Consider the following 13,479-nt stretch of genomic DNA (forward strand, 5'->3'; position numbering starts at 1 on the left):
TTTACATTACGCCTTCTTTCATCTTTTCGGCATTTTCGGCTATTCTGAGTTTTTCCATAAATTCGCCAATCTGGCCTTCCATCACAGTAGGTAGATTATAAACAGTGAATCCAATTCTATGGTCGGTAACTCTTCCTTGAGGATAGTTATAAGTACGGATTTTGTCTGATCTATCGCCAGACCCAACCATCGACCGCCTATCTCCTGCTATTGCCTCGTTGTGTTTGGCAAGCTCCATTTCATAAATCCTTGATCTCAAAACGGTCATGGCTTTGTCGAAGTTTTTGATTTGGGAGCGTTCGTCTTGACACTGAACAACCACTCCAGTAGGGATGTGAGTGACTCTAACTGCTGAATATGTCGTGTTTACGGACTGGCCACCAGCTCCTGAAGAACAGTAGGTGTCTTTTCGGATATCCGTCATATTTATTTGAACATCAACTTCATCGGCTTCGGGTAACACTGCTACTGTAGCAGCAGATGTGTGAATTCTACCTTGTGATTCTGTTGCGGGTACTCGTTGCACTCTATGCACACCAGATTCAAACTTTAGTTTGCCGTATACGTCTTCACCTTTTACGCTAACTACTATTTCTTTATAGCCACCAGATGAGGCTTCTGTGAAATCCATTACGTTAAATTGCCAGCCTTGTGTGGTTGCATATCTTTGGTACATTCTGAATAAATCTCCAGCAAAAATTGCCGCTTCATCACCACCTGTTCCACCTCTGATTTCCAAAATGCAATCTTTGCTATCGTTGGGGTCTTTTGGTATTAAAAGTTCCTTAAGTGCTTCCTCAAGTGATTCTTTTTTGGGTTGAAGCTCTTCCAATTCCATCTTTGCCATTTCTCTCATTTCCTCGTCTTTTTCAGTATTGAGGATTTGACGAGCTTCATCAAGATTGGCTATTATAAGTTTATAATTGGTGTATTCGTTTACTATTTTTTCAAGGTCTCTGTATTCTTTACTTATTTTTTTGAATTTGTCCATATCAGAGACTACCTCAGGCATAGTTATCTGCTGGGTAACTTCTTCAAATCGCTCTTTAATGGACTCTAATTGTTCGATTAACATAATCTGGTTTTTTATAAATCAATACAAAATTAATATAAAATAGCCAAAACACGATGTTGTGTAATGAGCTATGGCTAATTTAGTTTGCTTGTTTTTATTAAACCTAAAGGGAAATGTTTCGGTTCAAAGTCTAAGCATTGTCTTGTTTTTGATTTCGAATTCTACTTAGAGAATTTGGATGCACGTTGAGAAGCGATGCAATGTGTTTCAGTTTTATTTCTTTTCCAAAAAGGTATGGTTTCTTTTCATAAAGTAACTCCTCTCTTTTTTGCGTTGGCCAAATTTTAAGAATCATCATATGCTCTCTAAAATCTTGTAGATTTTTTTGATACATAACATGTGTGATTGCATTCAATTTTGGTATTTCCATCAATAATTCTTCAAACTCTTGTTTGGTTGTAAACATATAATGCGAGTTTACTAAAGCTTCGACTGAGATTTTTGAGGGTTCATTTATCATAAAAGATCCAGGGTCTAAAATAGCTTCGCCAACCCCAGAAATCCAAAGTGTATGTTCTTCATTGTTAATAATCGTAAATTCTCTTAAAAGTCCTTTGGTTACTAATAAAATCAAGTCGGAAGACTCTCCCATATTTATAGCTATACTCCCTTTTTTTATAGGCTTTTCTTTAAATATGCTCGTAATCTTTTTTAATTCGACATTGTTTAATGGAACAATACTGTTAATTAATTCTTTTAAAATAGTTTGGGAAAAAGTCATAAATATTCATTATATGGAAACTGAATAACAAAGGTTAAGTGTAGCATAAAAAAAAGACTCGAGTCTGATTACCCGAGTCTAATATTGTCTGGATTTATAGCAATTGTATTCCCGGAATTTATTAAACTTGAATAACGCAACTCTAATATTTTTTATAATGGCCTACAATTGGATGCAAATGTTAATATGTTTTTTGTCAAATACAAACCTTGTGAATTTTTTGTTATTCCAAATCTAACAACTGTTAGAAAAAACAAAACATTCTTTAATTCTTTTGTAAAAATTTATAAAAATAATTTGGTTTAAGCCTTGAAAATAGCGTCAGAGCAAATTTGTTAAAACTGATTCATACCGTAGCTATTTTCAATAGTTTTCGTAGAACACTTGAATTATTTCAGAAGTTAAATTTCGATATTTGGATATGCTTCCAGTAAAATTATTATTCATAATACTAAAAATCAATAGTTTGCCTTTTTTAGATATTAAGTAACCAGATTGGTTATAAACTCCACTCATTGAGCCAGATTTAGCAAACACAAATGGCCTTGGAGATTTATAAATTGAATTGAGTGTGCCGGCTTGTCCACCAATTGCCATTAATGGGAAAATGCGTTCTTGTGAAAAATCTTTAAGCATTTTTTCAAGTAAAAAAACCAAACTTTCAGGCGTGAAGAGATTATATCTAGATAAGCCAGAACCGTCTACCCAATTAAAAGGCTGAGGCATTTCTGAAAAATATGCTTTCTGAATGTTTTGAATGCTTTTTGAAGAGCTAATAGTATCAGAAAACTTGCCACCGGCAAGCAAAAGTAAATGCTCAGCGAGCATATTGTCTGATATTTTCATCATTCGTCTGTACACCGTGTCTACTGGCAAAGAATAAATGGTTTTAAAACTCGAATCTATTTTAAAATGCTTTAAAGCAATATTTCTTTTTAAGGTATCTTCAAGCAAAGCTTTTATAAGTGAGGTGGAAGTTTTAAAAGGAATATCTTGACTGAATTTTTTATTATTTAAAATTCCAGAATTTGTATAAAAAACATTCTCGTTTATATTTCTTTTGATAAAATCTAATTGGCTGTCTTTATTGAATATAGAATCTTTGAAATACTTGGGATTTAAAGTTGTTTCTCCTTTTGCATTTTTAAACCTTACAATATTGCCAGAAATAGGAAAAGAGCTCAGTTCTACTTGATAATCGTCATTATAGTCGTCCCATGACCAACCTGACCCTAATGTTTCGTTTTGGAAATTTGAATCAGAAAATACGATAGTTTTATTATTGTATTTTCTTAAAAAATCTAAGGTTTTTGAAGGCTCAAAGTCTGGATGTAAAAAAGTTGGGTCTGCTGTGCCAGCTATAAAAAGGGTATCGTTTTTAAAAGTATATTTAAGTCCAGGAATGCTATCTCCAAGTGTTTTAAGTCCTGAATAAAGTGTTAATATCTTGGTATTAGAGGCAGGAGTAAAATATTTTTTTTCGTTTAAAGAATATAAAACTTCTTGAGTAGATGGATCAAGTACTTTTATACCAACAAAGCTATTTTCAAGTAATTTAAGGGAGTTTAGTTTATCATCTAAAATTTTGTTTTTAGTAGATTTGGGCTTTTGAGTTACACAAGAAAATGTTAAAAAAGAAACAATTAAGATAAACCAAAAACTTTTCATTTTTTATGAAATAAAATCTATAAATTTGGGTAAAAAGATTAACAAATAGACAATTAAATTTTGGAAAAACAAAGGATTACTTCGATAGATATTTTGAGGGGATTGACCATGATGTTGATGACAATCGTGAACAATCCAGGCTCATGGGAACACATTTATGCACCGCTTGAGCACGCAGAATGGCATGGTGCAACACCCACAGACATGGTTTTCCCTTTTTTTGTATTTATTATGGGCACCGCGATTCCTTTTTCTACCAACGAAAACACAGGCGTTAGCAGTGACAATTTTCTTAAGATATTGACTAGGTCTTTAAGGATTTTTAATTTAGGTTTGTTTTTGAATTTTTTCTCAAAAATCAAAATCGGGGAATTGGAAGGCCCGGCTTTGATGTTTATTCGTTTATTGGTTTGTATATTTTTTGGATATGTGCTTTTGGGAAATTTTAAACCCAAAGTTAAATTTTATTGGGCTTTAGGAGTTTTTACATTTCTGATTGGCCTGTGCTTTAGTGGTTTAGAGAGTTTTTCTTCGGTTAGAATTCCGGGCGTTTTACAACGCATAGCTTTGGTTTACTTTTTTGCCGTTCTGATTTTTCTTAGATTCTCTTTTAAAACTCAGTTGCTAATTGGTTCAGGTTTGCTTTTGGGTTATTGGGCTATAATGGCTTTGGTGCCAATACCTGGTGGTGGACTTGCAAATTTTGAAAAAGGCACAAATTTGGCCGCTTGGTTAGATAATTATTTACTTCCAGGTCACCTTTGGGCGACTTCTAAAACTTGGGATCCTGAGGGTATTTTGAGCACATTCCCAGCAATTGTAACTGCTCTTTTGGGTATTTGGACGGGGAAATTGCTTCAATCTAAAAAAACGGAAACCTACAAATGGCTTTTGGGAATTGGAATAACATTATTAATTGTTGGCAAAATTTGGGATTTAGCATTTCCAATAAATAAAGCTCTTTGGACTAGTTCCTATGTGCTTTTTGCAGGTGGTTGGGCCATGTTGGTTTTAGCAAGTGTTGATATTATTTTTTCTTCGAACAAACCGAAATGGTTAGTTAATTTCTTCATAATGTGGGGTGTCAATCCAATGATTGTGTTTTTTGGTTCTGGAATATTGCCACGAGCACTGAACATGATAAAAATTTCTGATGGCGGCGAAGGTACTGGTGTGCTTCAATATTTTTATGAAAATAGTTTAGTTCCATTATTTTCAAATCCCTTAAATTCTTCTTTGGCTTTTGCGATTGTTTACGTTGTTTTTTGGTCGGTAATATTGTTTGTATTGGAAAGGAAGCATTTGGTTTTTAAAGTGTAGGTGGTGCAAATTTTCAATTTGCACTAAAATTAAAATAGGAATAATATCCATTTATTTGACCAAATTATAAATTTGATTCACTTATTCGAATATTTTTTTAAATCTTTCATTAAGAAATGTCCACTTCCAATCGAAAGGTTTTTCGCATAGATTAGCTTTTACTGGATTGTTAAGTACGTATGCCATTATTCTATGCAATTCATCATCGTTTCTAACCCATCTATCATAACTTTCAACTTGCCAAAAATGCCCAGTTCTATTTAAAAGCTTATTGCTTTCATAAGCGGAAAACCTTTTGATGGATTGCATAATTTCTTCTAAGAATTTCGGTTTTTCTACTTCAGGTTTGTCGAATAATCTGAAAACAGCATGAACATGATTTGACATAATGCAAAAACAATACATTTCGAGATATTTTCCATTCCAAAATAACAAAGAATCGTATACAATTTGAGCAATAGTTTCAATTTTTAAGCTGTTTGAACCTTGTGGGTTTAAGTCTAAATATTTATCTCTAATAGCAAAGTATTTTTTTGCAAGATTGTCTAAATCAACTTCTGGATTTAGAGAAATTTGTTGAATTCGTTTTTTCTGAGTCTCAAATTCTGAACTCAAATTATTTAATACTCTACGCGGAATGGCATCTGCAAGATTGTAAGTGACAAAAAATGTACCCCCAATTGGTTGTAGGTGCGGGAGGTCTCGTTGATGAAATGTTTTCTTTGTTCTAGGAATAGACATTTTTATTCTCTTTAAAAAAACAAGTTTTCGGTCTCCAAATTAATTGATTTTGATAGTTTAATTAATTGACGGGTGAAATTTTTATTTCGTACTTTGTCTATATTTAATATCCCCAGTTTTATTCTTTTTAAACAAATTGAAAATTTGTTCCACATTACTCAATCAGAAACCAATTATACCCATTTGCAGGAATTGTGACCATCAATTCAACATCATAATTTCGGTTCACATTGTAGATTTTCTCGTCGGTGTCTTTTTCTTTAAATACCGCACCGTTTGTAAGTCCCGTGTAATAGAGCGGCACTTTAATTTTTCTTGAAATGGCCTCATTTGTAGGGTTAAAAACCATCAAAAAACCTTTTTGGTCTAGGTCAGGGTTTACATGGAGAAATCCGTCCCAATCGCGGCCATCGGCTCTTCTGATTTGTATCATGTCGGAATTGAGTATTTCTCTGTATTTTTTGTACCAAGCTATGGTTTCAGAGACAGTTGCTTTGGTTTTGTCGGTATCATACAGTCTCGGGCCGCGATAGCAAGCTTGCACACCTGCTCCATAATATTGAATCATAAGTTGTTTGTAATCTTCCAAATGGTCTTCAAGGGGTTCCAAAACTGCTTCAGGCCCACCACCTTGGTAACGTGTAAGAGGCACAAAACCCCAACTCATAGCTCCGGTTTTTTCTATGGTGCCGTCGTGGATGTTTTGTCTGTTCAATATTTTCTGTTGCTCTCTAGAAAGCGAAAAATTAACTTCTCGATAACCAATGCCGATTTTATGTGTACCATCTAAAAAATACCAATCTGGGGCGTTGATATAAACACCTTTTTCATTTAGCCATTTGTACAAATCCTTTTGAATTTCCATTTGTCGCCACTGGCTGTCTTCCAAGTCTCTGTGGCCAGGATGCACCTTGGAAGCACAGACATCGCCTGGATACGGGCCGTCATTTTCCCAAATGTTAAAGCCTGTTTTTTCAAAGAAATTCTTGATTTTCCTGCTGTAGTCCAATCCCCATTGGCTACCGAAACAGGGGGCATTTCCAAAAAATGCTCCGCCAGGTTTTCCTGTTTTAGCACTTATCACATCGTGTTCATCTGAAATTCTTCTTGAACTAAATAAGGAATAACCGCCTAACAAAATGCCTTTTGAATGGGCGTAATCAGCCAATGTTTTCCAACGGCCAATGTTTTCATCAGATGGATTTTCCATGTCTAAATGACTGCCAAAACTTAGTATAACGGCCTCATATCCTGTATTTTGACATTGATTTATTGCGGTTTTTACTTCTTCATCATTTTTGCTTACCAAGTGCATAAATATTGGATTTTGTATAGTCCACGGTGCCACGGTTCTATACATTTTTTTGATCATCATGCCACGTCTTTGGCGGTCGTAGCTGTCCATAAGCAACTCGTGCGTTCTCACTGAATTGAAGACTTCATTGGGTTTTAAGTCTATTCCAGGAGCTTTTTCAGGGTAAATTTCTAGTAAACAGGGTGTTTGAAAATTATAGTTTACCTGCGAAGTATAGCTGGAGTCGATTTTCCAATGGGTGGTTTGGTCGCTGATGTCATACCGCATGGCATTGTTAAATGCATAGTTGGTTTCTATGTATATTCCATGCTGTTTTTTCATTTCTTCGGGACTCCCCACCACTGCACTTTCTTCTTCTACCAAACCCAATATTTCGTTTACAACACGATCAATTCTGAAGGTTTTGTTTCCGGTGTTTTTAATATTTAGAGATTTGACGATTAAAGGGATATTGTCATAAAGCTCATAATTTATATTAACTACTATTCCTTTTAAGAGGGCAGACTGAGGTTCAAATGTCAGTGTCAACATTTTGCCCGATGGTTCATCAATTTTATTTGGCCAAGTATTTGATTTCCAGTTGATTCTTTTTGGTATATCCGAAATGGTATATTTCTTAATCACGAAATCCGAGGAACCTAATTTTAGGTTTTTTAACCATTCGGATTGTATGTAGGCATTTTCTTTTTGACCATTTAAACCGCCAATATTGTATTCTTTTCCGTCTATTTTTATTCGGGCTTCAGGCTTGATGGCTCGTAACAGTTGTTGCTCATTACTAAGGTTTTTAAAATCGATACAAGCGAAATTTGGCTCTATAATAAAGGCTCTTCTTAATAAGCCATTATCAAGCACTATCAGACTGTCGTTAACGATTATTTTAGCTTTTTCGGCAATCGGACTTATAAGCCAATCAGCATTTTGAGCCGATAGGTTTATAGATATTAAAACAAGAAGGATTATTTTTTTCATAATTTTAGAATTAGGTTTTACCAACCTATATATTTTGGGGGAGTTATTCCATTTAGTCTTAAATATACTATTAACTGACCTCGGTGGTGAGTTTGATGGTCGTTTAGTAAGAAGACTATTTTCCGTTTGGTGGAATGTCCGCCCCAATAGTCTAATTCTTCTTCAAGTGTTTTGTCAGTCATTTGGGCAAAGGTTTCTTCGGCATAATCGAATGCATTGCTCAGGTGTTCAATGATTTCTTTTTTTGAAATAGTATTGTTTTTAATACGGTTTTCAAAAGACTTTAAATCAAGCGGTGACTCAGTATTTCTAATAAGTTTTGAAGAAATACCATACATATTATTAGCCATGTGTATCAGTTGAAATCCAAAAGTATTCTCGTCTGCTACAGGTTTGAAGTTATATTTTTCTTCAGGCATGGCTTCTGCAACGGCGAGGGTATAACTTTTCATTCCTTGCCATTTGCTGAGTGCATCGGTAATAAATGGGCTTTGTTTTTGTGCAAACCCTTGAGATGCAATAATCAGAAGTAGCAATATTTTTTTCATAGTATTTTTTTAATAAAAGTACATTTAATTACCTAAAAAAGAAACCAAGGCTTGATCAGGGTATGGTATTTTTTGGCCAGTTTTTATTAAAGTCGGCATGCCTGAGTTACCCTTCTTAAGCTCGGAGGTAAGTTTTTTAGACAATTTTTTAGCTAATTTTTCATTTTCAAATACTAAGTTTTTGGTCTCGCTGATGTCGGTTTCTGTATTGTAAAGCTCAAAACTCCCATCTTCATGGAAATAGATAAGTTTCCAATCACCCTGCCGAATCACGCTGTAGAGTTTCAAAGCTGGGCCTTTTGGCCCCCAAATGTGCGGATAATGCCAAAAAAAGAAGCGTTTAGAATTATTTAGTTTTTTATCCAAAATACTCTTTCCGTCTATTTTCTGGATGATGTTTTGCGGTTTAATATTTGCGATTTGTAAAACTGTCGGGAAAATATCTTCAATAATTATATTCTCAGTACTCTTTGTTTTTTCTTTAATTTTTCCTGGCCATTTCATGATAAATGGAATCCTAACGCCTCCTTCGTAGGCAGAACCTTTTCCGCTTTTTAGCGGGGTATTGTGCATGTGTTTTTCGCCACCTCTCGCATTGGCACTTAGTCCGCCATTATCAGATAAAAAGAGTATTGCTGTGTTTTTATCTTGTTTCGTTTTTTCTAAAAAATCCATGATGTCGCCCAAACTTTTGTCCATTCCCTCTATCAATGCGGCGTATTTGGCTTCGGCAGAGTCTATACCCATATCGTAATATTTTTGTAAAAACCTTGGGTCGCCCATTATTGGAGCGTGTACTGCGTAATGTGACATGTATAGGAAAAACGGCTTTTCGGAGTTTTGCGATTTATCCAATTCGGCTATGGCTTCTTGTGTGAGAGCTTCTGTCAGAAAAATTTCTTTTCCCCAATATTTCTCCAATCCAGGTACAGCCCAAATCAGGTTTTTCTTGTCTTTATTTCCAAAATCATCTTTGCCAAAATAACTATGTGGAGCACCGGCGGCATGGCCAGCTATGTTTACCTCAAAACCCAGATTTAGCGGGTCGCTTCCAGGGGTATCATTGGCACCCAAATGTGCCTTGCCAACATGGATAGTATGATAACCATTTTGTTTCAAAACCATGGGCAAGGGAGATGCGTAAATGGTATTTTCGATATTAGGTTCGGCACTGAGGCCGTTTATGTTTATTTGTGGAGGTGTCAGTATTTCAGATTTTCCATCGTTATTGGCATTTTTTCGTAAGGTCCAATTGGTCACATGATGATTTATGGCATTCATTCCTGTCATCAGGCTCACTCTTGAAGGAGAACAAACAGAAGCTGCATAGGCATGGGTAAACATCTTCCCTTGAGCGGCAAGTCTTTCCATATTTGGTGTTTTATATCGCTCATTCCAAGTGGTTTTTTCTTTGTAAAATGGCAAAGAACAATCTTGCCAACCCATATCATCTACGATGAACACGATGATGTTGGGTTTGTTTTGAGCAAATATTATTTGACTAAATAGACAAAAAAGGGCTAATATTTTTTTCATTTCCTAATGTTCAGTTTTTCCAATAAATAATCTCGGCTTGTTTTGCCAAGGCTTGGGTTTAGTTTTAAAAAATTTCCTCGTATTTCGGTAGCCATGTGTTCAGAACTTTCTGGATACCAACCTGGAGGCATTATAGCCATTTTTACTTTATTCCCAAAACCTCTGGTGTTTTTTAGGTCATTATAAAGGCATATACATTCACCAAAATACATATCCATAAAACTCGTGGGATCCGTTTCTCTGGTAATGCCGTATTCTATTTTTACTTCTCGTTTTTCGGTTTGTAGCGTACCAAACAGCCAGTCCCAAAACGGCAATAAGACACAAAAGTTGGTGTCGATATACAAAGGATTTTTGGCATGATGCACTCTGTGATGCGATGGCGTGATGAAAATCTTTTCCAAAATCCCAAAGCGTCCGTTTTCAAAAGCATCCTCTCCACAATGAATAAATGTACCCCAAGTGCCGTCTATTACCAATATAATAGCGACCATTTCGGGACTTACGCCAAACAGCATTAAAAGCGGAACTTGAACTGCGGCCGTGTAATAACCTTCGGCAAAAAAATGTACCCAAGCTACGGTGAGGTTCATTTCGACAGGAGCATGGTGTGGCGAGTGTAAACACCAAAATAACCGAACTCTATGCCCTAGAAAATGCCAAATCCAGTAGGTAAGTTCCCACATAAGATATGCATATAGCCATCCTACAGCATTGTTTGGTATTGAAAACAAGGCAAATTTGTGGAAATAGGGCATCATTTCGATATATACAAAAATGATGAAAAGTTTGGAGACATATTCGTTGAAAACCTTTGCTAAAAAATTGGTTTTGTATCTCCTAAAAAACTCGGTGATGAATATTGTATTTGAAATTTTAGAATAATAGATCTTTGTTTTTTCCAAAAAAGAAACCTTTGAAGTAGTTTTTTTTAGTTGTTCGATTTTTTTTGAAAAATTAATGAAAGGATTGAATTTAAAAAACAAACGGATCATTTCGACCAACAAAAAGAAAGTGGTAAGAATTGATAATATAGCCAATATAGATTTATAGTAAATCTTCTTGTTGATGGGGTCTGAAATATCTTGAAGAAAACCCATGCCCACAAAACTTTTCACAGTGCCATCCATAAAACTTGTGATGGTTATATATAGTATTGAAAAGAAAAATCCTACGAAAAACACATTTTCAATAGTTTTCCAGACTTTTGAAATCGTTTTTTTATCCATTTTTATTTAAGGCTTGGTTGAATAATCGCTAAAATTAAAATATTTAATTAATAAGGCATTAAATAAAAAATATTTTTAATTTTATCAAAAATATAAATAATTTTTAAATTCTTGTTTAGCAAAGTCTAATTTTCAAATATGAAAATAAAACCTATCTTGTTTTTAATTAGTACTTTATTGTACTTACAATCTTTCTCTCAGAGTACCATTCACCCTTCTTCGGCAAAATATGAATATCCAAAAGATAAAGAAATTGCCGAAAATCTTGAAAATTGGCGAGATCAAAAATTCGGAATTATTATTCACTGGGGCCTCTATGCCGTACCTGGTATTATTGAATCGTGGAGTTTGTGTGACGAAGATTGGATAAACAGGGACACGGCAAGTAATTATACCGAATATAAAAAATGGTATTGGGGCTTGAATGAGACATTTAATCCTACGAGATTTAACCCAGATGCTTGGGCAAAAATGGCGAAGAATGCAGGTATGCGATATGTGGTTTTTACAACAAAGCATCACGATGGCTTCAATATGTTTGATACCAAGTTTTCTGATTTTAAGATTTCTAATGGGCCATTTAAAAACAATCCAAAAGCCAATGTGGCCAAAGAAGTTTTTAGTTCTTTTCGGAAAGAAGGCATGCTGATAGGAGCGTATTATTCTAAGCCGGACTGGCATTCGCAATATTTCTGGTGGGATAGGCATTCTACGCCTGATCGCAATGTAAACTATGACATCAGGAAATACCCTTGGCGATGGAATCAGTTTGTGCAGTTTACACATAATCAAATTGACGAGTTAACATCAGATTATGGCAAAATAGATATACTTTGGCTTGATGGTGGCTGGGTTCGACCAAGAAACTCTGTTACCGAAGAGGTTTTAAGTTGGGGTGCCCCAATTCCTGATTTTGACCAGCAGATAGATTTGCCAAAAATTGCAGCTAAAGTTCGCAAAAATCAGCCAGGAATGTTAATAGTGGACAGAACCGTTCATGGCGAATTTGAAAACTATCGCACGCCTGAGCAGGGAATTCCTGCTAAAATGTCTAGCGATCCTTGGGAAAGTTGTATTACCTTAGGTGGAGCTTGGAGCCATGTGCCTAACGATCATTTTAAAACTTCCGCGTGGGCTATTCATACATTGATTGAGGTAGTTTCTAAGGGTGGAAATTTGTTGTTAGGTTTAGGGCCAAATCCGCAAGGCGAGTTTTTGCAGATACAAGAAGAAAGGCTGAAGGAAATAGGAGAGTGGCTAGATGTAAATGGAGAGGCAATATACAATACCAGAGCTATCGAAAATTTCAGCGATGGCGAAGTGTATTTTACAAAAGGCAAAAAGCAATATAGCTATGCTATTCAACGTATTTCTGAAAAAACGCCATTGGAGCAAATCGTCTCTTGGAAAGGAAATACTCCTAAAAAAGGTACGGCAATTTCGATTTTAGGACAAAAGGATAATTTGAAATGGGATACGAAAAGTGGAAAAACAAGCGTTTCTATTCCGAAAGAAATTTGGGAAAAGCTTAAAAATGAGCCTGCTGTTGCATTGAAATTTGAACATTAATTTATTATAAAATCAAAATAAAACCTTAAATTTAAAATCATAAACGAAACCAAAAAACATGAAGAAAATATTTGTAATAGGATTGACACTTTTAAGCCTGAATACGATGGCTCAAAAGAAAAAATGGGTGAACATATTTGATGGAAAAACCACCAACGGATGGCACACTTGGAAACAAACGGACGTAAAAGGCTGGCATGTGATGGATGGCGTTTTGATGACACACGGTGGAAACGGCGACTTGGTTTCCGACAAAGAGTATGGTGATTTTATTTTAGAGTTTGAGTTTAAATGTCAGCCTAAAGGCAACTCTGGCGTGATTTACAAAGTTTTGGAAGATCCAAACAACAAAGAGTTTTTTGCTCCTTACGCAGCTGGACCTGAATACCAGATTATTGACGATATAAACTATCCTGACAAAATCAAAGATGTGCAAAAAACTGGAGCTAACTATGATATTCAACCTCCAATGGACCTTACAGCAGTAAAACCCGCAGGCGAGTGGAACAAAGGTAAAATAGTTATCAAAAATAATATGATTGAACACTTTGTGAACGGCATAAAAACCGCATCTTATGAATACGGAAGTGTGAAATGGGCAGATGATGTAGCAGGAAGTAAATTTGCCAAATGGCCTTATGCACAAGCTCATGCCAAAGGCAAAATATCACTTCAAGACCATGGAGATATGGTGTCTTTTAGAAAGATTAGAATTAAGGAATTGTAAATAGAATTTTCAGAATTTTAGAGAACCATGAAGCACCTGTTTCATGGTTTTTTTATTG

General features: G+C 35.3%; 11 protein-coding genes. 3 read left to right on the forward strand and 8 right to left on the reverse strand.

The genetic code is table 11. The features are described from left to right. Position 1: 1 nt before the first annotated feature. From prfA to EGI22_RS01620, 3 genes are all read right to left on the reverse strand, one after another. Complete coding sequence (gene prfA, locus EGI22_RS01610) at positions 2-1,075, reverse strand: peptide chain release factor 1 (protein WP_255065885.1); 1,074 nt, start codon at positions 1,073-1,075, stop codon at positions 2-4. Positions 1,076-1,205: 130 nt separating this feature from the next. Next, positions 1,206-1,796 carry a Crp/Fnr family transcriptional regulator gene (locus tag EGI22_RS01615; protein WP_255065886.1) on the reverse strand — a complete coding sequence of 197 codons (591 nt, stop codon included), beginning with the start codon at positions 1,794-1,796 and terminating at the stop codon, positions 1,206-1,208. Positions 1,797-2,159: 363 nt separating this feature from the next. After that, a complete protein-coding gene (locus EGI22_RS01620) occupies positions 2,160-3,464 on the reverse strand; it encodes a D-alanyl-D-alanine carboxypeptidase/D-alanyl-D-alanine-endopeptidase (RefSeq protein WP_255065887.1) in 1,305 nt (434 codons plus the stop codon). A 60-nt stretch (positions 3,465-3,524) separates the two neighbouring features. Here EGI22_RS01620 and EGI22_RS01625 point away from each other — a divergent pair, with 60 nt between their 5' ends. Then, entirely contained in the window at positions 3,525-4,784 is a 1,260-nt protein-coding gene (locus EGI22_RS01625) for an acyltransferase family protein (protein WP_255065888.1), read from the forward strand. Positions 4,785-4,865: 81 nt separating this feature from the next. Here EGI22_RS01625 and EGI22_RS01630 read toward each other — a convergent pair whose 3' ends face one another. From EGI22_RS01630 to EGI22_RS01650, 5 genes are all read right to left on the reverse strand, one after another. Then, on the reverse strand, positions 4,866-5,525 hold the full coding sequence (locus tag EGI22_RS01630) for a transposase (protein WP_255065889.1): 660 nt from the start codon (positions 5,523-5,525) through the stop codon (positions 4,866-4,868). Between the two features lie 154 nt (positions 5,526-5,679). Next, positions 5,680-7,812 carry an alpha-galactosidase gene (locus tag EGI22_RS01635; protein WP_255065890.1) on the reverse strand — a complete coding sequence of 711 codons (2,133 nt, stop codon included), beginning with the start codon at positions 7,810-7,812 and terminating at the stop codon, positions 5,680-5,682. 17 nt (positions 7,813-7,829) lie between these two features. Beyond that, positions 7,830-8,360, reverse strand: a complete 531-nt coding sequence (locus EGI22_RS01640; protein WP_255065891.1) for a DinB family protein — start codon at positions 8,358-8,360, stop codon at positions 7,830-7,832. 24 nt (positions 8,361-8,384) lie between these two features. Further along, the gene (locus EGI22_RS01645) at positions 8,385-9,896 is read right to left on the reverse strand and encodes a sulfatase (RefSeq protein WP_255065892.1); all 1,512 of its coding nucleotides are present in this window, start codon (positions 9,894-9,896) and stop codon (positions 8,385-8,387) included. Continuing rightward, positions 9,893-11,125 (reverse strand): sterol desaturase family protein, encoded by a 1,233-nt coding sequence (locus EGI22_RS01650; protein ID WP_255065893.1) that lies wholly within the window; start codon positions 11,123-11,125, stop codon positions 9,893-9,895. The genes EGI22_RS01645 and EGI22_RS01650 overlap by 4 nt, the downstream gene beginning before the upstream one ends. Positions 11,126-11,263: 138 nt before the next feature. Here EGI22_RS01650 and EGI22_RS01655 point away from each other — a divergent pair, with 138 nt between their 5' ends. Both EGI22_RS01655 and EGI22_RS01660 read left to right on the forward strand, forming a co-directional pair. Further along, the gene (locus EGI22_RS01655; protein ID WP_255065894.1) at positions 11,264-12,694 is read left to right on the forward strand and encodes an alpha-L-fucosidase; all 1,431 of its coding nucleotides are present in this window, start codon (positions 11,264-11,266) and stop codon (positions 12,692-12,694) included. 58 nt (positions 12,695-12,752) lie between these two features. Next, on the forward strand, positions 12,753-13,421 hold the full coding sequence (locus tag EGI22_RS01660; protein ID WP_255065895.1) for a DUF1080 domain-containing protein: 669 nt from the start codon (positions 12,753-12,755) through the stop codon (positions 13,419-13,421). Positions 13,422-13,479 lie beyond the last annotated feature (58 nt).

The sequence above is a fragment of the Lacihabitans sp. LS3-19 genome (assembly GCF_024343575.1).
Classification (GTDB): domain Bacteria; phylum Bacteroidota; class Bacteroidia; order Cytophagales; family Spirosomataceae; genus Leadbetterella.